Genomic DNA, 22,124 nt, shown 5'->3' with positions numbered 1-22,124 from the left:
GATGAGTACCGTTTTATCAAAAAAACAAATGACAGAAGAAGATATCAAATTACAGTATATTACACCTGCTATTACTTCTAAATGGGATGTTAAAAAAATTACAATGGAAACACAAGTTACAGATGGCAAAATCAATTTAAAAGGAAATTTTGTTTTTCGTGAAAAGCCAAAACGAGCAGACTATATCCTGTATATGAGTGCAAATAATCCGATTGCCGTTATTGAGGCTAAGGACAATAAACATAGCATTTCACATGGTTTGCAACAGGCTATGACGTATGCGCAAATGCTCGATCTTCCATTTGCATACAGTTCTAATGGAGAAGGATTTGCAGAACATGATTTTCTTACAGGAAAAGAACGAGTAATTGGATTAGATGAATTTCCAAATGAATCAGAACTGATTGAACGCTTTAAACAGGAATCAGGAATGACTTCTGCGCAGGAGGCAATTATTCAACAACCATATTACAGTAGTCAGAATACATATCCTCCACGCTATTATCAGCGTATTGCAATCAATAGAACGGTAGATGCGATTGCAAGAGGACAAAAGCGTTTGTTACTTGTTATGGCAACTGGTACAGGTAAGACTTATACTGCTTTTCAGATAGTCTATCGTATGCTTCAAAGTGGAATGAAACGGAAAATTCTTTATCTGGCTGACCGTAATATTCTTGTGGATCAATCGATACAACAGGATTTTGCACCATTAGAGAAAGTAATTCATAAAATTAATGTTGCAAAAGATGATAAAAATACGATTACTTCTCATGAAGTTTATTTTTCGTTATATCAACAATTAGTCGGTGATGACGACAAAGAACATTTTAGTGAATTGTTTACTCCTGATTTTTTTGATCTTATCATAGTAGATGAATGTCACCGTGGAAGCGCAAAAGAAGAAAGTCGCTGGCGAAAAATTTTGGAATATTTTAGTTCCGCAACTCAAATTGGAATGACAGCAACACCAAAGGAAACGAAGTATATTTCTAATCTTTCATACTTTCATGAGCCTATATACTCTTACAGCTTGAAAGAAGGTATTGAAGATGGATTTCTTGCGCCATTTAGAGTGATTAATATTATGACTGATATTGGTGATGGATGGCGGCCACGAAAGGGACAAAGAGATATTTCTGGAAATGAAATTGAAGATAGAATTTATACAAACAGTGATTATGATTATAATATCATTATAGAAGACCGTATTCAGCAAGTAGCTTTAGAAATAACACGTTACTTAAAAGCAACTGACAGAATGGCGAAAACAATCGTATTCTGTGCAACAGAAGATGCTGCAGAACGTATGCGTCAGGCTTTAGTAAACTTAAATGCTGATATGGTCAGAAAAAATCCTGATTATGTTGTGAGAATTACCGGAAGTGATGATTATGGCAAAAAGAAGCTCGATTATTTTATTTCTGTTGCATCTCCATACCCTGTTATCGCAACAACTTCCAAACTATTGTCGACGGGAGCAGACTGCAAAATGACAAAACTGATTGTTTTGGATGAAATGATTGGATCTATGACAGAATTTAAACAAATTATTGGTCGAGGAACCAGACTTCGAGAAAAAGAAGGGAAAACTCATTTTGTTGTTATGGATTTTCGAAATGTAACTAGATTATTTGCGGATCCTGATTGGGATGGACCAATTGAAATTAATGAAAATTTCACTCCTAAGAGAGAAACTACTTATGGAGAAGAATCTGATCAGACTAATGTTATCAAAGATCCAAAAGTTCCTTACGGAAATCCAAAACCAATTATTGACCGAGATGGATGCAAAGTTCAAATTATTCATAAAACAGTTTCCGTGTATGATACCAACGGAAAACTTTTAAGACAAGAAAGTATTGTGGATTATACGAAAGAAAATATTATTGGTGAATACGCATCGTTAGATAATTTTATAAGACAATGGTCGCAAGAAGAGAAAAAAGAGAAAATCAAAGAAATGCTTTTGGAACGGGGAATTAATCTTGAAACGATGAAAAAAGAGCAAAATATGGTAGATGTAGATGATTTTGATTTTATTTGCCATGTAGCCTTTGATAAAAAGCCTTTAACTCGGAAAGAAAGAGCTAATAATGTAAAAAAACGTGATTTTCTCAGTAAATATAGCGGTATTGCAAGAGACGTGCTGGAAGCACTTTTGGATAAATACATGAATACTGGTATATATGAAATCGAGAAAACTGAAATTTTAAAACTTGATCCGTTTTTGAAACTGGGAAAACCAGCAAAAATTGCAGGATATTTTGGTGGAAAAGCTGGTTATATGCAAGCGGTGAAAGAACTTGAAAAAGCAATTTACACAGAAGAGGCGGTATAAATATGAGTAATTTAGCAGGATTTGTAAAAAGACTTCGTGATATTATGCGGAATGATGCTGGCATCAATGGAGACGCACAGCGTATAGAGCAAATTGCATGGATGCTCTTTTTGAAAGTATATGATGCGAAGGAGCAGGATTGGGAATGGGACGATGAAGATTACGTTTCCATTATTCCTGAAGAATGTCGTTGGAAAAATTGGGCGGTTGATGATCGTACAGGTACTGCTATGACAGGAGAAAGATTGTTGGATTTTGTAAATAATACATTATTTCCAACATTGAAAAAACTTCCTGTTGATGCATCTACTCCAATAAAAAAAGCTATTGTTCAAACTACATTTGCAGATGCGAATCAATATATGAAAGACGGTGTCCTTCTTCGGCAAGTTATTAATGTTATTGATGATCTTGACTTAGGAGATTATGAAGAAAGTCATGCTTTTGGTGAAATTTATGAAACCATTTTAAAGGAATTACAAAGTGCAGGTTCTTCCGGTGAATTTTATACTCCTCGTGCAGTAACAGATTTTATGGCAAAAATGATTACCCCACAGATTGGTGAACAGGCAGCTGATTTCGCTTGTGGTACCGGAGGATTTCTTACGAGTTGGTTAAAAGAATTATCAAAAAAAATAGTAACTACAGAGGATCAGGTAGCCTATGATACTTCAATATACGGAATAGAAAAGAAACAGTTCCCGTATATGCTGTGTATTACCAATATGTTGTTACATGGAATTGATGTGCCAAAGATTTATCATGATAATTCTCTTTTAAAGGATGTCTTAGATTACACGGAAAGCGATCAATTTGATGTTATTTTGATGAATCCACCCTATGGCGGAAATGAAAAAATGGAAGTGAAAAATCATTTTCCGGCAGATTTGGCAAGTAGTGAAACAGCAGATTTGTTTATGTCAGTTATTATGTATCGTTTAAAGAAAAATGGTCGTGCTGCTGTAATCCTGCCGGATGGTTTCTTGTTTGGTACAGATAATGCTAAAGTTGCCATTAAGAAGAAATTATTTTCTGAATTCAATTTACATACCGTAATTCGTTTGCCACATAGTGTGTTTGCACCTTATACTTCTATCACCACAAATATTTTGTTCTTTGATCATACAACACCAACAGAAGAAACATGGTTTTATCGTTTGGATATGCCGAAGGGATATAAAAATTTTTCTAAGACAAAACCAATGGAACTCAAACATTTCGAACCAGTTATGAAGTGGTGGAATGATAGAGAAGAAATCAATAAGGATGGTTTCGATAAGGCAAAGAAGTTTTCGGTAGAGGAAATCATTGCAAAAAATTATAATATTGATCTTTGTGGTTATCCTCATGAGGAAGAAGAAATTTTGCCGCCAAAAGAATTAATTCAACAATACCAAGAAAAACGAGCTAGCTTAAATGCTGATATTGACCGTATTTTAGCTCAGATTACAGAAATATTAGGTATTGACCTGGAGGAACAATAATGACCGGACAACAATTGAAAAATTCGATATTGCAGATGGCTGTTCAAGGAAAACTTGTTCCGCAAGATCCAAATGATGAACCAGCTTCTGTATTACTTGCACGAATAAGAAAAGAAAAAGAAGAACTTATCAAAGCAGGAAAAATCAAGAAAGAGAAGAATCCTTCTTATATCTTTCGTGGTGCTGATAATTTGCCTTATGAGAAAGTTGGAAAGAATGAACCAGTGTGCATTGCGGATGAAGTACCGTTTGACATTCCTGAGAGTTGGGAATGGGTACGCTGGGCAACATTATCAGAATCTATTCAGTATGGCTACAATGCACCAGCACAGGAAAATGGGCGAATAAAGATGGTTCGCATTAGTGATATTCAAGATAATTCTGTATTGTGGGAAACAGTTCCTTACTGCGACATAAGGGAAAGTGAAATTGATGCATATCTTCTGAAACCAAATGATATTTTGTTTGCAAGAACAGGAGGAACCGTTGGAAAGTCTTATCTCGTGCAGGAGGTTCCAGAAGAAGCGATTTATGCTGGGTACTTAATCAGAACTAGATATAGTAACCAGTTATGCCCACAGTATTTGAAATACTTTATGGAAAGCGAATTGTATTGGTCTCAATTAAGAGAAGGAACTATTGCCACTGCACAGCCCAACTGTAATGGAAAAACGCTTGGAAATATGCTCGTTCCAATCCCACCATTATTAGAACAGTTTCGTGTTGTGGAGAAACTTAACAAAATAATGCTTTGTGTGAATGAATATAGTATAGCATATTCTAAAGCCAAACGATTGAATGATAATTTCCCGGAACAACTCAAAAAATCCATTTTACAGGAAGCAATTCAAGGTAAACTTGTTCCACAAAATCCTGCTGATGAACCAGCTTCTGTACTTTTGGAACATATTTGCGCTGAAAAACAAAAGTTAATTGCCGAAGGTAAACTCAAAAAAGATAAGCACGAATCCGTCATTTTTAGAAGGGATAATTCTCATTATGAAAAGCGAGGTTCTGAGGAAGTTTGCATTGATGATGAAATTCCGTTTGACATTCCTGAAAATTGGACATGGTGCAGACTCAATGAATTATGCATAAAAATTGGAGCTGGCAGTACCCCAACAGGAGGCAAAGCGGTATATGTGTCCGATGGTATCAAATTTATTCGTTCTCAAAATGTTTATAATGACGGTCTAAGATTGATTGACATTGCTTATATTACAGAAGAAATCAACCTAAAAAAGTCAGGAAGCATCGTTCTAGCAAAAGATATTCTGCTAAATATTACTGGTGGATCTATAGGTCGTTGTGCGATTGTTCCAGATGATTTTGACATAGCAAATGTTAATCAGCACGTCATGATCATCAGATTGTTGGATCCTGTAATACGTCAATGGATACACACCATTTTAATTTCAAATTATATCCAAAATCTAATCATGGATGTTCAAGTTGGGGTTTCAAGAGAAGGTCTAAGCGCTACAAAACTGATGAATTTTCTTATTCCACTTCCTCCAATTCGTGAACAAAAACAGATACTTGAACTTTATGCCATTATTTCAAATAGGCTATCTGGTTTGTAAAGTTCTCATTATGAGAAGTTGGATGGAATCGAGCGTTGTATCGACGATGAGATACCGTTTGAAATTCCTGATACATGGGAATGGTCAAGATTGGGACAAGTTATTTCTTTGCTTTCAGGAACAGATTTTAAGCCTGAAGAATATAACAACACCCAAAAGGGAATGCCTTATATTACGGGTGCCAGTAGTTTATCAGAGAACGGTGTTTTACTAAACCGTTGGACCGAAACACCAAGGGTAATTGCTAATCGTGGAGATGTGTTGTTAGTTTGCAAGGGTTCAGGCTACGGAAAAACTGTGATTTGTGATATTGCAGAAGCTCATATCGCAAGGCAAATCATGGCAATAAAAAAGTTTATATCATTGGATATGCACTATGTCCGTTTGTTCCTACAAGCAAACTTCGATAAAATCAAATCTAAGGGACAGGGGGTTATTCCTGGAATAGATCGTAATAGCGTCATGAACCTCTTATTCCCTATTCCACCGGTATTAGAGCAACGCCGTATCATTGAAAAACAACAAGAATTGTTCAACAAGATTACGCTGATTTAGGAAAGCATTGTATAATATTTGGCGAAAGGAGGTCTTTCGCCATGATAGAAAAACAAAAATTCGAAAGACATTTGAGGGGCACAAACCTCTCGGAAAACACGATTTCATCGTATCTATTCGCCATCAAACAGTATGGGGAGCAATACGATGATGTTACCCAGAAAAAACTGCGTGAGTACAAGGTATGGCTGATTGAGAATTATAAACCCAAGACGGTTAATCTCAGACTTCGGGCTATCAACTGCTACTTAGAGTGCATTGGCAAAGAAAAATGGAAATTGCCCTTTATCCGTGTGCAGCAGAAAACTTTTTTGGAAAATGTCATTAGTGAAGCAGACTACAAATACTTCAAATCTTGTCTGAAGAATGACAACGAAATGTTTTGGTATTTTGTAATTCGCTTCCTTGCTGCCACTGGATCCAGAGTCAGCGAACTAATTCAGATTAAAGCTGAACATGTTAAGTTAGGGCATCTTGATTTGTACTCTAAAGGCGGTAAATTGCGTAGAATTTATATTCCAAAAGAACTGCAAAATGAAGCCCTTTCTTGGTTGGCTGAAAAGCAACAAGAAAGTGGCTTCATTTTTTTGAACAAATATGGGGAACGTATTACAACCCGTGGCATTTCAGGACAGTTGAAGAAACTGGCGGTGAAGTATGGCATCAATCCTGCAGTTGTATATCCGCACTCGTTCCGTCACAGGTTTGCTAAGAGTTTTCTTGATCGTTGTAATGATATAGCGTTTCTTGCGGATCTTATGGGGCATGAAAGCATCGAAACCACCCGTATTTACCTCAGAAAAACAGCCACAGAACAGAGAGAAATTGTTGATACAATCGTAGATTGGTAAAAGAAAAGGCATACACTTTAGATTGTTACAGTGTATGCCTTGTACTTCATATTGAATTGCAATAATCAAATAGAGCATTGACCCTTTCGACAATTCTATACTGCTCAGACAATGGTGGAATAGGTAATAACATTTTTCCTAACGTTTTGCCATTACAGTTTGGTTGCGCTGTCGCAATAGTGCCATTACGCAGCTGGCTCCAATATAGTTCACTTTCCATGAAAAATTTTAAATATTGAGGGCATAGCCATTGGCTGTATCTGGTTCTGATTAAGTATCCTGCATAGATTGCTTCTTCAGGAACTTCTTGTACAAGATATGACTTTCCAACGGTTCCTCCTGTTCTTGCAAACAAAATGTCATTTGGTTGCAGAAGGTAGGTGCTAATTTCATTTTCCTTTATATCACAGTAAGGAACTGTTTCCCACAATACAGAATTGTCTTGGATATCACTAATACGAACCATCTTTATTCGACCACAATCCTTTGCAGGAGCATTATATCCGTACTGAATGGATTGGGATATACTGCCCCAACGCTCCCATACCCAACTACCCGGAATCTCAAACGGTATCTCATCGTCAATGCAGCACTCGATTCCGTCCAACTTCTCATAATGAGAATTATCCCTTCTAAAAATGACGGATTTGTGCTTGTCTGGCTTGATTTTACCAGTTTTAATCAGCTGCTCTTTCTCAGCACGGATGCGTTCCAGAAGGATGGAAGCTGGTTCGTCGGCAGGATCTTGTGGGACAAGTTTTCCCTGTACCGCTTCTTGTAAGATAGACTTCTTTAGTCTATCTGGGAAAGTATTATTTAGAGATTCTGTTTCGGAGTATGCCACTCCGTATGTAGCAACATAAGGTAATGCTTCTTTGATTTTTTCTACAATTCTTTTTTGCTCCGATTCAGGAGGAACTGGTATAAGTGCCCGATATAGTTTATTATCGTTGATCGCAGGATAAGCAATGCCCTTGGCGTTGTCTGTGTCATTTGCATACGCATCAAAGTCTGGTGACATCAGATAATAAAACAGGAACTCATTGTAAAAGCCGGTGTGACAAGTAAGGGCAGCAAAACCTGTACTGGCAATGGGCTGATGGCTAAAGGAACGGTCAACGACGCACATATTATGCAGATATGGACGCACTGTAGAGTAAAGAATGTCACCTATAGCGACAATTTTTCTTGCCCTTGAAGGCGCCTTATTCGCAGTAATAATGTTTTCTTCATCGCTGAGTTTCTGATTTTTGTTATCAATAGATCCAATATCTATATAACAGAAATCATCAGCAGGTGTCATTTGCCCTCTGCTGTAAACGATTTTGCTCAGTCGTACCCACTCCCAACTCTCAGGAATGTCAAACGGTACTTCATCCGCAATGCACACTGGCTCATTCTTTCCAACTTTCTCATAAGGCAAATTATAAGAATCGTATTGTAAATACGATCATAAAAAATATTATTCTCAGCATTTTTCCCTTCCTACATTATCAAGAGCAAGATCCACCCCGGTATTACCATATCGTCATTCTGCCATATAAGTAATATTTCGGAGTTTTATCTTGTTGGGGAACTGTCTCCTCCCCATCCCCACTTTTTTATTAGCTACACCGGAGGTGAACGCAGCAAAATATCATAATTAACATAATTCTATTTTGAGGCATTCAATAAGTAATTGGATGTCTTTTTCTTTTTCAAAATACACATGGTGATGCGAACAAATTCTTGTGTAAGCCAATTATATAAGCAAGGGCATGGGGAATTGTTACTCCCCATCAAGAGCAAACCCGTAAGGTGAACGGAGGTAGAAACGCGATAACGTTAAACACGGGTGGATCTTGCTCTTATAAAATTTTTTCTCTCTGCACCCTGTAAAATGAGCTTTTTTCCTTTCGTTATATAGGGAGATATAAAAAGAGAATTTTAATAAAGCATAAAAATCTCTTTGGGAAAGCCGGCACCCGTCTCCTTAATTTTTCAGAAAGGTAAAAGAAAATATGAAATTTGAATATATGATGGAAACGGAAAAGATACTTCCCTATTATCAGTTCCCTAAATTTTTGTTAGAGCTACCACTCTCTCAAAATGCAAAATTACTTTATATGCTGTTATATGACAGAGCCAGAATTTCACAGAAAAACCATTGGCTCAATGAAGACGGATATGTATATTTCGTCTTTCCGATTACAGAAATTTCTTTGAAATGGGGAAAATGTTGTACTTCTGTAAAGGCTGCCATGAAGGAATTAGATGAGTATGGATTGTTGATTCGCAGTTCCGGAGGATTTTCAAAACCAAATCATTTATATATGCGAATCCCCTGTATAGAGTTGATTTCTGAACCGGATGTAAAGCAGACAGACGAAAATACAGCTTCTATTGGGATGAAAAGCTGTCCTTCATTCAGTCGAAAAATAGCCTCTTCTATGGTCGGAAATGTGCCACCTAGTAAAGTAAAAGAAAAATATAATTTTAGTAATGAGATTGGAGTAAATTACGAATATGAGGAGGGCGACAGTCTATGATAAAGCAGGAAAACACATATTTAGGTGCAGATGGATTAGCATATTGCATGGTTTGTGGAGAACCTGTAGAGGCATATTTCCCTCCAGACAGTATTCTTGGTATGAAAAAACATTTTAGACAATGTGCATGTATCCGTCAAAAACGTGAAGCAGAAGAAAAGGCATATAAAGAAAGAGAACATTGCGAATTAGTGGAAAGAAATAGAAAAATCTGTTTTGAAGAACCACGAATGTATGATTGGAATTTTGAACTGGCAGAAAAGACTACTACCATCGAGAAGGCCAAAGAATACACAACAAACTGGAATGATATGAAGAAAAATCATATTGGTTTTCTCTTGTGGGGACCAATAGGAACCGGAAAGAGTTACATAGCCGGTTGCATTGCCAACGCACTTTTGAATCGGGAAATTACTGTGAAGATGACAAATTTTAATACAATTATTGATGATATGTTTCCATTAGAGGATAAAACAGAATATATCAATGCTCTGGCACGATATGAACTTTTAATTTTGGATGATCTTGGTACAGAACGAAGTTCTGAGTATGCTCTTGGAATTGTATTCAGTGTAATTGACCGAAGATATCGCTCCGGCAGACCATTAATCGTAACTACCAATCTTCCGATAAAACAATTAAAAGAAGAAACGAACATAGAAAAGAAACGAATTTATGATCGTATTTTAGAAATGTGTGTTCCGTTATATGTTGGCGGTTCTAGCTATCGGAGTGATATTGCTCATGAAAAAATAGGAAAAATGAAAACCTTTTTCGCTACTGCCGAATCAAGTCAGACTGAAAATATTATAGAGCAGACAGGCACAAAAACAATCTGATGTTATATCTTAGTATAGACATCAGAAATAGAAAGAGTGTGATGGCTCTGCAGAAACCTACATATTACTTGTGGCGAACCGATTATACATCTTCAGAAGACTTTGAGGCTGATAAGGAGAAATATACGAAAATAGGTTTTCGGGTTGTTACGTTTGCGGACGGCAGCCGGATAAAAACATACATAATGGAATAAAAGCGTTGATCCGAAACCATATCAAAGAAATGGCGACAACATGAATGCTGGATATGTGCGTCTTTCAAGAGATGACGATAAGCGAAATTATGTTTCTATAGAAAATCAGAAGTTAATTATCAATCAGTATGCATCTGACCATGGAATGGTTATTGACCGATGGTATGAAGATGACGGAGTATCAGGTTATATTTTTGACAGACCTGGATTTAGGCAGATGATGGCTGATTTGGATAAAGATATTGATACCGTATATGTGAAAGATTTCTCTCGTCTTGGCAGACATAATGCGAAGGTTCTTTTGCTTTTGGATGAATTTCAGGAACGGGGAAAACATCTCATTGTCATTGATGATAATTACGATTCTTTTGATTCCAGCGACGACACCATTGGAATTAAAACATGGTTCAATGAGCGTTATGTAAAAGATACCAGTAAGAAAATCAAAAGAGCGATCGGAGCTAGACAAAAAGAAGGCACTCTTATGACAAAACCACCTTTCGGATATTGTCGGGATACGAAAGACAAAAGTATCATCAAAATCGTTCCCAAAGAGGCAGAATTTATCAAAATGGTTTACGATCTATATATCTCCGGATCCGGTTATCGCAAAATAGCAAATTATTTGACCGACCAGGGTATCCCAACGCCTTCTATGGTACAGCGAGAACGAGAAATTGAAGAAGGTCGCATAAGTAAAAAGAAAGTCGCAACCATTTGGTCTGACAGCATGGTGAAGGAATTATTAGATAATGATTTTTACATTGGAACTTTTCGTTTGAGAAAGCGTGCCAGAAATACAGTACATGGAAAGGATAAACGTGTTCCAAAAGAAGAACAGTGTATTTTTGAAGATCATCATCCGGCAATTATTGATAAAGCCACTTTTTCTCTTGTACAGGAATTAAAGGAAAAGCGTAATCGCACGAATTATCGTGGAAGTAGGGGGGAATGGATCGGTTCAGAAATTCCCAATCCTTTTGGAAGCTGTTTGTTTTGTAAAGATTGTGGAAGTCGTTTGACACCGATTAAGCGTCAAACATCCAGCAGAGAAAGAAAATATTATATTTGTACTACCTATAATACAAAAGGTAGGCGGTATTGTGAGAAAGCGCATCTGATTGAGGAAAATGATTTGATGGAAGATGTGCTGAATTATATTAAACTGTGCAGAGAAGCGCTTTGTGAAGTAATTTCCACATATGATATGAGGGACTTTGAGGCAGAAAAGAAAACGCTGACAGAAAAACGACAGGACCTTCAGGAAGAAATTCAAAACCGAAAAAATCAACTGAAGGTACTTTTAACACAAAAAATAAAAGATTTATCCATAGCATCTGAAAATGAGGATTTGATCCATGAAACCTATGATTCTATGCAAAAGGATCTACTGGCGCAGATTCATGGTTTGGAGATACAGGAAAAAGAACTGAACGAAACTACTATAGAAACACCGGATGTAAAGGACAAATTGAGAAATGCATTGGATGTAGTTGATAAAATCATTGCAGGTGGAACTCTTGACCGAAGAGATATTGAACTGTTGATCGAGAGAATTGACGTAGATAAAGAGGGAATGCCGGAAATCACTTTAAAATATGGTTTGTCTGATTTAATCAATTACAGTCCTGCTGATGAGATGAATCGCCGGGAAAATACTGTAATCGCTCTTGTAATGAAGCTGATTATAGAAGATGAACGTGGATATACATCTGCAAAATACTTGTCAGAACATATCACAGCATTGGGATTTAAGAAAACGAAACAAAGTATCTTACCTTATATCGATTTGATGAAAGAATTGGGAATTTTGGAAGATACGGATAATCCGCTGAAACCTTACAATATTGTGAAAACAAAAAAAGAGATTACGGTATTGATGCATCAATATCTACCGGATTTACCGGCTCAAATGACTTCTGAACAATTATCGGACAATTATTTACATTGTAATGGTGGCGACAGGTGGCATGCCGGAAATGGTTTTTGAGTATATTCTAAAACAGAATGGAATTCATCCGCAAAATGACCTGACGATTGACCAAAGCATTGATTTTGGCTCTACTGCTGCTGCCTTTGCCGGAGGAAATGGCGATTTTACGGTAGAGTTTGAGCCTGGTGCAACTTCACTTGAATCCGAGCAAAAAGGATATGTTGTAGCTTCACTTGGCAAAGACAGCGGCTATATTCCATATACTGCTTTCTGTGCAAAGAAAAGTTATCTGAAAGAGAATACTGATCTGATTCAGCGATTTACTTCTGCACTTCAAAAGGGCATGGATTATGTCCAAACCCATTCTCCGAAAGAAATTGCCGAAATTATCCAGCCTCAATTTCCTGAAAATGACTTAAAAACAATCCAGACAATCGTAACCCGCTACTATGAACAAGGTACCTGGAAAGCCGATCTGATTTTTGAAAAAGAAAGCTTCGAGCTGCTTCAGGATATTCTTTTGGATGCCGGTGAATTAGAAAAACGTGTTCCTTATGAGGATCTCGTCACAACAACATTTGCCAAAAAGGCAGTAAAATAAATTTCAAAATAAATTTATTAGATATGAAAAATACAGCAGGGGCGTCCTAAATGACGCTTCTGCTGTATTCCAATTCTATCTGCGTCGGTTCCGATCGTTTTTGACACAGTTTAAAGTATTCCAACATTTCTTCGATTGTCTGTGCGCTCTCTTTCCATTCCGGATGCAGCACGCAGAATGTTTTTCCAAGTGTACCTTTCTCTCCTCTGTCCCAACAGTGCATTTGATGCGGAATCCCCCGTTTCTCCAGTTCCGCGCTAAATGCTTTCGTAGATTCTTTCAGCATATCTTCCTCGCTCGTTACAAGATAGCAAGGCGGAATCGAACATTTTTCCAAAAGATTGTGCGGTTTCATATATGACAGATAAGGAACTTCTTTGTAATGATTCCCAAAAAGCAGCGAGTACATTCTTCCGATTCTGTTGCGCTGATAGAAATAAAACATTCCTGAAATCAGCCCCAGCGCCTGTATCTTAAGTCTGGTTCCCCGCAGTTTTAATAAGTCAGCCAGCATTTGATTCTGATTTACTGCTGCAGCATATACGGCAAGAAGCGCTCCTGCCCAATCTCCTGTTACAAATACTGCCTGCGGATCATACCCAAGCCTTCCCTGATGTTGATCGATCCACCGAAAAGCAGATAGAATATCTCCGATCTGTTCCGGAAAGGTCACTTCCGGTATCAGGCGGTAATTGATTGACACGACAATATTTCCTTTCTCTGCCAATGTACGGCAAAAGGCTTCTCCCCGGATCTTATCACCGCAAAATAATCCTCCGCCATGAATGTAAATGATAAGCGGACTTCTCTTCTGTCCCGAACCATTCTCATAAATGTCCAGCAAATGTCCCTTACTTTTCCCTTTTTCGTAACAAATATCCCGCTGCACCGGATAATCACTTTCCCTAACAGCGGCTTGAAAACGCTTCTCCTCCTGCCTCTTCATTCTATATGCAGAAACTCTCAGCATTGCTTTTAACAATGGTTTTGGTATTTTTTGCATAAATATCTCCCCTTTCATGCAAAAACTTCCCCTCCCAACATTTTTGTATTATAAAACATCTAAAAATGAGATACAACTATTTGTACAAAATCTATTTCATTTTTTTGTAAATTTTATTTCTTCTTAAGGAAATCCTAACATTTTTACTCAGCAGTTTTCACAAATATCTGTCGAAAAAATGTATTTGACTTTTTTATAAAATTGTGATAGCCTTGATTTACAGTTTTTTATAAACTTATTTTATTATTAATGGAGGTAACCTCATGAGCACAGGTACAGTAAAATGGTTTAACAACCAGAAGGGCTACGGATTCATCTCTGACGAGGCTGGCAATGACGTATTTGTTCACTACAGCGGAATCGCTTCTGACGGATTCAAGTCTTTAGAAGAAGGTCAGGCAGTTGAATTTGAAGTCACAGAAGGTGCTAAAGGACCACAGGCTACAAACGTAGTAAAATTATAATCTAATATTTGATGTGCCTTTTTTCGTGCTGATGTATTATAATTATATTGCTAACTATATATACCGAAAAGAATTAAGGAATAATTAAATGAAGATTAAAAGGGAACCGGTTTTCGGTTCCCTTTACCACTTTCTGAAAATCTTTCTGAAAGTTTTTCTGCAGCTCTTTTCAATTTCTTCCGAAGTTCCCGGAGCAAACTTTTATCCTATCGCTAAAAATCAAAAATCGAAAGCTGATTTGTTTCGGGCAGATCTCCAAATACACCAAATTCATCCATCAAGTCAATAACCGTCTTGCTGACTTTCGTCCTTTGACGGAAATCATCTTTGGACAAATATGGCCCATCCATAGACGCTACTTCCACAGCTTCGGCAGCTTTATCTCCCATTCCTTCAATAGAAGACAGCGGCGGCATCAGTTTCCCGTCTATGATCTGAAATTTTGTTGCTTTCGCCCGATACAGATCAAGCGGCAGGAATTCAAATCCTCTTGCATACATTTCCTGTACAATTTTCATATCTTTTAACGTAGCCTGTTCCTTTTGCGTCAGAGAATCTGACCGTTTCTTATAGTCTTTTATGTAAAACTCAAGCCGGTCTTTCCCCTGGCACATTAATTCATAGGAGAACGCAGATGCACGGATACTAAAATATGCGGCATAATAGGCAAGCGGATAGTTGACTTTACAATAAGCAATGCGATATGCCATCATGACATACGCTGCGGCATGGGCTTTCGGGAACATATATTTAATCTTTTCACAAGACCAGATATACCAGTCCGGAACGTTGTGATCTTGCATATCTTTTTTGAATTCCGGCCATTCTTTACATTTCCCCTTTGCGACAGCTCCTTTTCGCACCCGTTCCATAATCGTGAAGGACTCCTCACTGTCAAGCCCTTTTCCGATCAGATAAGTCATAATATCATCCCTGGTACAGATTGCCGTAGAAATTGTCGCTTTGCCTTCTTCGATTAATGTCTGGGCATTTCCAAGCCAAACATCCGTACCATGAGAAAGACCTGAAATCCGGATCAGATCAGACAGTGTTTTGGGTTTGGTGTCTACTACCATCTGAATAACAAAATCTGTCCCAAACTCCGGAATTCCAAGACAGCCAACCGGACAGCCTCCAATGTCTTCCGGTTTGATTCCAAGCGCACTGGTATCTGCAAACAGCGACATAACCCCCGGATCATCCAGTTTAATCTGCTGCGCATCAAACGGTTTCCCTGTCAGCTGTTCTACTAACTCTTCCAGCATTTTGATCATTGTCGGATCATCATGTCCGAGAATATCCAGTTTCAACAAGTTGTGGTCAATGGAATGATAATCAAAATGTGTCGTTATAATATCTGTTGTCATATCATTTGCCGGATGCTGCACCGGTGTAAATGAATTAATATCTTCCCCAAAGGGAAGCACAATGATTCCACCCGGATGCTGTCCGGTACTGCGACGGATTCCGGTACAGCCCCCTACAATCCGCTCAATCTCACAGCGTCGTTTACGGTTTCCCCGTTCCTCATAGTAGTTTTTGACATAACCATACGCTGTTTTTTCTGCCAGTGTTCCGATAGTTCCTGCCCGGAACGTCTGTCCGTCTCCGAAAATAACCTCGGTATATTTATGCGCGTTACTCTGATAATCGCCGGAGAAATTCAAATCAATATCCGGCTCTTTATTTCCTTTAAATCCCAGGAATGTTTCAAATGGAATATCAAATCCGTCTTTTACGAGCATTTCCCCGCAAACCGGACAGGCACGGTCCGGCATATCCCATCCACAGCCTCCGGCATAAGCACGGACTTCTTCTGATGTAAAATCACTGAAATGACAGTTTTTGCAATAGTAATGAGGACTAAGCGGATTTACTTCCGTAATCCCTGCCATCGTAGCTACAAAGGAAGAACCAACTGATCCTCGCGAACCTACAAGATAGCCGTCATCATTCGATTTCCATACTAATTTCTGCGCAATGATATACATTACGGCAAACCCATTGGAAATAATTGAATTCAGCTCACGCTCCAGCCGCTCTGTTACAATCTCCGGAAGCTCTTCGCCGTACATGGAATGTGCTTTATCATAACAAATCTTCCGCAAAGTTTTGTCCGAATCCGGAATAACCGGAGGACATTTATCCGGGCGCACCGGAGATATTTTTTCAATCTGATCTGCAATCCGGTTAGGATTGGTAATCACAACCTCGTACGCCTTCTCAGAACCGAGATAAGAAAATTCCTCCAGCATTTCTTCTGTCGTATGAAGATACAGCGGCGCCTGCTCATCCGCATCCTGGAACCCCTTTCCTGCCATAATAATCCTCCGGTATACCTCATCTTCCGGATCCATAAAATGGACATCGCATGTTGCCGCAACCGGTTTTTGGAACTTCTCTCCCAGTTTTACAATCTTGCGGTTTACATTTCTAATATCTTCCACTGATTGAATACCGGAAATACGTTCGCTGTCAATCATAAACATATTGTTTCCTACCGGCTGTATTTCCAAATAATCATAGAAATCTACAATCTTTGCAATCTGTTCTTCGGAACGATTATCAAGGAGTGCCCGATATAGTTCGCCCGCCTCACAGGCACTTCCCACAAGAAGTCCTTCCCGGTATCGGTTCAATTCACTTTTGGGAATTCGCGGACGGCGGTTATAGTATTTCAAATGGGACATGGAAATCAACCGATAAAGATTTACTCTTCCTACATCATTCTGCGCCAGAATAATTACATGGTATGTCGGAAGCTTTTTAATGGAATCAGGATTCAGATCCCCGAAAGCATTTACTTCCTGCAGTGTATGAATGCCCCGCTCTTTCAGCATTTCAATAAATTTCACAAAAATTTCTGACGTTGCTTTTGCATCATCTACCGCCCGATGGTGGTTCAGAAGAGATACATTCAATGCCTTTGCCACCGTATCCAATTTATACTTTGACAGTGTCGGCAACAACACTCTGGCAAGTGCCACTGTATCTACATAAGTAAAGTCTGTACTTAGTTCCATATTCCTGCAGTTCTGTTCGATAAATCCCACATCAAATCCGGCATTATGGGCTACAAGTACTGCCCCTTCCGCAAATTCCAGAAATTTGGGCAGAATTATCTCTATTCCCGGTGCATTCATGACCATTTCATCTGTGATACTGGTCAATTGGGTAATTCGATAAGGAATCGGAATTCCCGGATTCACAAATTCACTGAAATGCTCCGTAATCTCACTATGCTCTACTTTTACCGCACCTATTTCAATAATCCGATCCTGCACAGAGCTAAATCCTGTCGTCTCAATATCAAAGACAACATAGGTATCCTCCAGTGTCTGGTCTTTTGCCCGCTCTGCAATTTTCATAAGATCATCGACCAGATACCCTTCTACGCCATAAATAACTTTAAATGGATCATCTTTCTCCAACTTTTCAATAAAATGATTTGCATCCGGGAACGCCTGCACAACTCCATGATCCGTAATGGCAATTGCCTTATGTCCCCAGTCATGTGCCCGCTTCACAAGATCCTGTACTTCTGATACCCCATCCATATCACTCATTTTCGTATGACAATGAAGTTCTACTCGTTTCTCAGGCGCCGTATCCATTCGGCTTACCGTGAAATCCTGCGCCTTTTTAATTCCGGTCACAGATCCGATTGTCAGCTCGTTATCAAATTTATCAATGGTAGTCACACCTTTAATTTTTAAAAAAACACCTTTTTTAATTTCACCAAGTAACTCCGGAAGATGTTCATTTCTGGCAAACATTTTTACCATGATCGTATCCGTAAAATCTGTTACGGCAAACATAATGATTGTTTTCTCATTCCGGATTTCCCGCGTATCAAACTGGATAACTTTTCCCCGGAATGTGATTTCCCCCATTTCTCCCGTTACTTCTTTCAGTTCAATCGTCTCATCATCAAAATTTCGTCCATAAATCAAGTTCGGATCGTCATCTCGTTTCAAAGGTGCATAATTTCTCTTAAACTCTTTCCTGAATTCTTTCTTTTCTTCTGAAGTTTTCTTCCCAGTATCTGGATTGCCATTCGATGTTTCCGGTTTCTTATCATTTTTCCTGCTTTTTTCAGCAGAAAGTTTTTCTTTCTTTTGACTCTCCTCTTCTCTGAGTTCCTCCTGACTCTTAACTAAAGAGGCATTGTGCTTCATAATAACTTCTACTTCCTGCTGCAGCTGCAGTTCATTGAATTTCTTCATTTTACTTTCTTTCGGTTTGCGGTACTCTATGCGAATGTTGAGCGGAATATGGCATCGACCGGTAAATACTTCTGTCAGATACGATACCATCTCATCTTTTTTTCCTTTGGCTACAACAGTATCTTCTAATCCGAGACACATCACATCTTTTCCCTCAAAACTGCACTTCGCATTTTGCAGCATACTGTATTCAATCTGACTTTTCTGCCGCAATTCCCAGAAAATACTCTCCCGATATTCACGAAAAAGATTTTCCGGTGTATACTGCTCAGACAGATAAAAAGACTCTCTGATTCTGATTTCAATCGGTGTACGCGCAAAAAGCTGCTCTTTGATGGCCCGCTCCATCTGATAAATATCCTTTTTCGGAATGAGATGCCGGCTGCTCATGTCAACCTTCAGATACGATCTTGCTGAATTTGTCGTCACCTTCTCTACTTCTGTTTCCTGAAACAGCATCCTTCGCTCTTCATCTGTCTTTAATGTCGGAAATACATCGAAAAAAAGTTTTCCCATATTCTATCCCTTCCAATTTAATAATTCTTCGCGCAGTGTGCTTAAAAGTTCTTCCTCTTTTACTTTTTTGATAACCTCTCCTTTTTTAATCAGAAGCCCTTCACCAATTCCACCGGCAATTCCAATATCAGCCTCTCTCGCCTCTCCCGGTCCATTCACAACGCAGCCCATTACAGCTACTTTAATATCAAGGGGAATATCTGCCACCATTGTTTCTACCTGATTTGCCAGTCCTATCAGATCAATCTTTGTTCTCCCGCAAGTCGGACAGGATACCACTTCAATCCCGCCTTTGCGAAGCCCTAATGTCTTTAAGATTAATTTGGCAGACTTGATTTCTTCCAGCGGATCACCTGTGAGAGATACCCGGATTGTATCGCCAAGTCCCTGATACAGCATAATTCCAAGTCCAACAGAAGACTTGATATTACCGGACAACAAAGTTCCCGATTCTGTAATACCAATATGCAGCGGATATGGACATACTTCAGAAATTAATTCATGCGCCTTAACACACATCAGCACATCTGATGACTTGATGCTGACAACAATCTGATCATAGTCCATCTCTTCAATCATCCGCACTTTATCTAATGCGCTTTCTACAATGCCTTCTGCCGTAACACCTCCATATTTTTCAATAAGAGATTTTTCAAGAGAGCCGCTGTTTACACCGACACGAATCGGCACCTTATATTCTTTTGCCTTATCTACAACAGCCCGTACACGGGAACTATCGCCAATATTTCCCGGATTGATCCGAATCTTGTCTGCCCCGTGTTCGATCGCCGCAATCGCCAGACGATAATCAAAATGAATATCTGCCACAAGCGGAATATGAATCTGCTTTTTAATCTCACGCAATGCTTCCGCTGCTTCCATCGTTGGAACAGCGCATCGGATGATCTCACATCCTGCTGCTTCTAACTTCAGAATCTGCTCTACAGTTGCCTTTACATCTTCTGTTTTCGTATTTGTCATTGACTGGATTGCAATTGGATTGCCTCCTCCGATCCAGCGGTCTCCAATGCGGATTGCCTTCGTTTCTTCTCGCTTCATATCTCTTCCTCCGTTCATTTCCCATAACTGGCAAATCCCTCTATGATACATAGAGGGATTCACTGTTATATTATTTATTTTTTCTGAAATACGATCTTATCTCCGTACTCCCGCTCTGTCAGCGTCAATTTATTCTTCTCTACATTATAATTAAATGTATTTGTCAAAATACTGATCTCTGACTCCAGCCCACTTACCGTAAATGCACTGTCAGAACCTTCTGCCGCCTCTTTCAGCGATGCCTCATCTGCCTTAATGGAGATTGTCTTTTCATCTTTATCAATTGTATAATTCAAACGAATCTTAATATTCGAATCCTCATATACACCGGACAATCGAACAGACATATCATTATTCCCGCGAATTGCCAGTACGAGATCTCCATCCTGATATTTCCATGTTCCTTCCAATGGATTCGCCGTAAATAGTTTCACAATAAAAAACACCGCAACAATTACAATCAAAGCCGTGGCTACTGTCATAACAACATCCCACAAACGACTTCTTTTCTCTTCATCTCTTTTTCTACTCATCTATTCTGATCCTCTCGGTTCTACACTATATTTTAATAAACTCACACATCATATTCTTATACTCGATATGGGGGCTCTTTTGTTATTTTTCTCTTCCCGATAACAATATATGCGTTTAAAATAAATTATAAAGAGTTTCTCAGACGATGTCAACGGGTTTTTCTGCGAAGTAGCTTTTAATCTTCCAGATCCTCAAAAGTTTCTTTGAGCTTATTCATAAAACCTTTTTTCTTTTTCTTCGGCTCTTCTTTTGATGTCGTCGTATTCTGATTTAGTGTATTTCCTGTCAGCTCATCGAAATGGCGCAGCGCTTCTTTCGCTTCTGCACTCAGATGTTCCGGAGTCTGGATTACCAGTGTTACATAGTGATCTCCTCTTACCTGCGAATTTCTCACAGACGGAACACCTTTTCCTTTCAGGCGTACTTTTGTGTCTGTCTTCGTGCCAGGTTTTACCGTATAAATAACGTCGCCGTCAACTGTCTTAATGCGAACATCGCCTCCAAGTGCCGCCTGTGCAAATGAAATCGGAGCTACAGAGAAAATATGCATATCCTGGCGCTGGAAAATCGGATGTCTTGAAACAACCACTTCCACAAGCAGATCTCCTCTTGGTCCTCCGTTCACGCCCGGTTCTCCTTTTTCACGGATCCGTACGCTCTGCCCATTGTCAATTCCTGCCGGAATTGTCACTTTAATCTTCTTACGGCTGGAAATATAGCCTGTACCGCTGCAGTCCGGACATTTTTCACGGATGATTTTACCGGTTCCGTGACAGTCCGGACAAGTCTGGACATTCTGAACCGTTCCAAAGAAAGACTGAGATGTATAGACAACCTGACCACGGCCTCCGCATTTCGGACAAGTCTCTGGTGAAGTTCCCGGTTTTGCGCCTGTTCCATTACATTTTTCACAAGGATCTTTCAGCGTCACTTCTAACTCTTTCTCACAGCCAAACACTGCTTCTTCAAACGTAATTCGTACACTCTTGCGGATATTAGCCCCCTTCATCGGACCATTATTGGCTCCTCCGCGTCTTCCGCCTCCACCGAATAAATCACCGAAAATATCTCCAAAAATATCACCGAAATCAGCTCCGCTGAAATCAAAGCCGCCAAATCCGCCGGCTCCGCCTCCCGCGCCTCCGTCAAATGCTGCGTGACCAAACTGATCATATTTGCGCCGTTTTTCAGCATCACTTAACACTGCATAAGCTTCTGATGCCTCCTTGAACTTTTTCTCGGCTTCTTTATCTCCCGGATTCATATCCGGATGATACTTCTTCGCTAAGGCTCTATATGCTTTTTTCAAAGTCGCGTCATCAGCGTTCTTATCAACGCCTAACACTTCATAGTAGTCTCGTTTTGTTTCAGCCATGTGATTCTTCCCTTTCTCCATCCCTCGTACAAGCAGTA

At 39.1% G+C, this 22,124-nt stretch carries 16 protein-coding genes; 10 read left to right on the top strand and 6 right to left on the bottom strand.

From position 1 onward, the window contains the following. Position 1 precedes the first annotated feature (1 nt). The 5 genes from hsdR to DWX73_RS01845 are packed head-to-tail and all read left to right on the top strand — an operon-like array spanning position 2 to position 6,814. Entirely contained in the window at positions 2-2,341 is a 2,340-nt protein-coding gene (hsdR, locus tag DWX73_RS01865; protein WP_118346436.1) for an EcoAI/FtnUII family type I restriction enzme subunit R, read from the top strand. Positions 2,342-2,343: 2 nt separating this feature from the next. Next, complete coding sequence (locus DWX73_RS01860) at positions 2,344-3,825, top strand: type I restriction-modification system subunit M (RefSeq protein ID WP_118346435.1); 1,482 nt, start codon at positions 2,344-2,346, stop codon at positions 3,823-3,825. Further along, positions 3,825-5,408: a restriction endonuclease subunit S gene (locus DWX73_RS01855; protein ID WP_118346434.1), complete on the top strand. Its 1,584-nt coding sequence runs from the start codon at positions 3,825-3,827 to the stop codon at positions 5,406-5,408. The genes DWX73_RS01860 and DWX73_RS01855 overlap by 1 nt, the downstream gene beginning before the upstream one ends. An 18-nt stretch (positions 5,409-5,426) precedes the next feature. Next, entirely contained in the window at positions 5,427-5,963 is a 537-nt protein-coding gene (locus DWX73_RS01850) for a restriction endonuclease subunit S (protein WP_118346433.1), read from the top strand. Positions 5,964-6,004: 41 nt separating this feature from the next. Beyond that, on the top strand, positions 6,005-6,814 hold the full coding sequence (locus DWX73_RS01845) for a tyrosine-type recombinase/integrase (protein ID WP_118346432.1): 810 nt from the start codon (positions 6,005-6,007) through the stop codon (positions 6,812-6,814). 46 nt (positions 6,815-6,860) lie between these two features. On the opposite strand, the gene DWX73_RS01840 is transcribed toward DWX73_RS01845, so the two are convergent. Continuing rightward, positions 6,861-8,117, bottom strand: a complete 1,257-nt coding sequence (locus tag DWX73_RS01840) for a restriction endonuclease subunit S (RefSeq protein WP_118346431.1) — start codon at positions 8,115-8,117, stop codon at positions 6,861-6,863. A 697-nt stretch (positions 8,118-8,814) separates the two neighbouring features. Between DWX73_RS01840 and DWX73_RS01835 the strand changes: the two genes are divergently transcribed. The 4 genes from DWX73_RS01835 (at position 8,815) to DWX73_RS01815 (ending at position 12,909) form a co-directional block, all read left to right on the top strand. Then, positions 8,815-9,342: a replication initiator protein A gene (locus DWX73_RS01835; protein ID WP_118346430.1), complete on the top strand. Its 528-nt coding sequence runs from the start codon at positions 8,815-8,817 to the stop codon at positions 9,340-9,342. Further along, positions 9,339-10,181: an ATP-binding protein gene (locus tag DWX73_RS01830; protein ID WP_118346429.1), complete on the top strand. Its 843-nt coding sequence runs from the start codon at positions 9,339-9,341 to the stop codon at positions 10,179-10,181. The genes DWX73_RS01835 and DWX73_RS01830 overlap by 4 nt, the downstream gene beginning before the upstream one ends. A gap of 234 nt (positions 10,182-10,415) precedes the next feature. Beyond that, the gene (locus tag DWX73_RS01820) at positions 10,416-12,365 is read left to right on the top strand and encodes a recombinase family protein (RefSeq protein WP_118346428.1); all 1,950 of its coding nucleotides are present in this window, start codon (positions 10,416-10,418) and stop codon (positions 12,363-12,365) included. Next, positions 12,355-12,909, top strand: a complete 555-nt coding sequence (locus tag DWX73_RS01815) for an ABC transporter substrate-binding protein (protein ID WP_330413379.1) — start codon at positions 12,355-12,357, stop codon at positions 12,907-12,909. The genes DWX73_RS01820 and DWX73_RS01815 overlap by 11 nt, the downstream gene beginning before the upstream one ends. 46 nt (positions 12,910-12,955) lie before the next feature. Here DWX73_RS01815 and DWX73_RS01810 read toward each other — a convergent pair whose 3' ends face one another. Next, a complete protein-coding gene (locus tag DWX73_RS01810; RefSeq protein WP_158556810.1) occupies positions 12,956-13,912 on the bottom strand; it encodes an alpha/beta hydrolase in 957 nt (318 codons plus the stop codon). A 263-nt stretch (positions 13,913-14,175) separates the two neighbouring features. On the opposite strand from DWX73_RS01810, the gene DWX73_RS01805 reads away from it, so the two are divergent. Continuing rightward, the gene (locus tag DWX73_RS01805; RefSeq protein ID WP_118346425.1) at positions 14,176-14,376 is read left to right on the top strand and encodes a cold-shock protein; all 201 of its coding nucleotides are present in this window, start codon (positions 14,176-14,178) and stop codon (positions 14,374-14,376) included. 212 nt (positions 14,377-14,588) lie between these two features. Here DWX73_RS01805 and DWX73_RS01800 read toward each other — a convergent pair whose 3' ends face one another. The 4 genes from DWX73_RS01800 to dnaJ all read right to left on the bottom strand — a co-directional run bounded on the left by DWX73_RS01800 (position 14,589) and on the right by dnaJ (position 22,086). Continuing rightward, positions 14,589-19,118: a PolC-type DNA polymerase III gene (locus DWX73_RS01800; protein ID WP_118346424.1), complete on the bottom strand. Its 4,530-nt coding sequence runs from the start codon at positions 19,116-19,118 to the stop codon at positions 14,589-14,591. 3 nt (positions 19,119-19,121) lie between these two features. Next, on the bottom strand, positions 19,122-20,177 hold the full coding sequence (ispG, locus tag DWX73_RS01795) for a flavodoxin-dependent (E)-4-hydroxy-3-methylbut-2-enyl-diphosphate synthase (RefSeq protein WP_118346423.1): 1,056 nt from the start codon (positions 20,175-20,177) through the stop codon (positions 19,122-19,124). A 74-nt stretch (positions 20,178-20,251) separates the two neighbouring features. Next, on the bottom strand, positions 20,252-20,710 hold the full coding sequence (locus DWX73_RS01790; protein ID WP_118346422.1) for a hypothetical protein: 459 nt from the start codon (positions 20,708-20,710) through the stop codon (positions 20,252-20,254). A gap of 176 nt (positions 20,711-20,886) precedes the next feature. Further along, positions 20,887-22,086 carry a molecular chaperone DnaJ gene (gene dnaJ / locus DWX73_RS01785; RefSeq protein WP_118346421.1) on the bottom strand — a complete coding sequence of 400 codons (1,200 nt, stop codon included), beginning with the start codon at positions 22,084-22,086 and terminating at the stop codon, positions 20,887-20,889. Positions 22,087-22,124: the final 38 nt, after the last annotated feature.

The organism is Coprococcus sp. AF21-14LB, from assembly GCF_003458885.1.
GTDB lineage: Bacteria > Bacillota > Clostridia > Lachnospirales > Lachnospiraceae > UBA9414.
This window is presented reverse-complemented; position numbering and strand designations above follow the sequence as displayed.

Coding starts and splice junctions, on each gene's coding strand:
- hsdR (WP_118346436.1), top strand. CDS start 2: ATGAGTACCGTTTTATCAAAAAAACAAATGACAGAAGAAGATATCAAA.
- DWX73_RS01860 (WP_118346435.1), top strand. CDS start 2,344: ATGAGTAATTTAGCAGGATTTGTAAAAAGACTTCGTGATATTATGCGG.
- DWX73_RS01855 (WP_118346434.1), top strand. CDS start 3,825: ATGACCGGACAACAATTGAAAAATTCGATATTGCAGATGGCTGTTCAA.
- DWX73_RS01845 (WP_118346432.1), top strand. CDS start 6,005: ATGATAGAAAAACAAAAATTCGAAAGACATTTGAGGGGCACAAACCTC.
- DWX73_RS01840 (WP_118346431.1), bottom strand. CDS start 8,117: ATGACACCTGCTGATGATTTCTGTTATATAGATATTGGATCTATTGAT.
- DWX73_RS01835 (WP_118346430.1), top strand. CDS start 8,815: ATGAAATTTGAATATATGATGGAAACGGAAAAGATACTTCCCTATTAT.
- DWX73_RS01830 (WP_118346429.1), top strand. CDS start 9,339: ATGATAAAGCAGGAAAACACATATTTAGGTGCAGATGGATTAGCATAT.
- DWX73_RS01820 (WP_118346428.1), top strand. CDS start 10,416: ATGAATGCTGGATATGTGCGTCTTTCAAGAGATGACGATAAGCGAAAT.
- DWX73_RS01815 (WP_330413379.1), top strand. CDS start 12,355: ATGGTTTTTGAGTATATTCTAAAACAGAATGGAATTCATCCGCAAAAT.
- DWX73_RS01810 (WP_158556810.1), bottom strand. CDS start 13,912: ATGCAAAAAATACCAAAACCATTGTTAAAAGCAATGCTGAGAGTTTCT.
- DWX73_RS01805 (WP_118346425.1), top strand. CDS start 14,176: ATGAGCACAGGTACAGTAAAATGGTTTAACAACCAGAAGGGCTACGGA.
- DWX73_RS01800 (WP_118346424.1), bottom strand. CDS start 19,118: ATGGGAAAACTTTTTTTCGATGTATTTCCGACATTAAAGACAGATGAA.
- ispG (WP_118346423.1), bottom strand. CDS start 20,177: ATGAAGCGAGAAGAAACGAAGGCAATCCGCATTGGAGACCGCTGGATC.
- DWX73_RS01790 (WP_118346422.1), bottom strand. CDS start 20,710: ATGAGTAGAAAAAGAGATGAAGAGAAAAGAAGTCGTTTGTGGGATGTT.
- dnaJ (WP_118346421.1), bottom strand. CDS start 22,086: ATGGCTGAAACAAAACGAGACTACTATGAAGTGTTAGGCGTTGATAAG.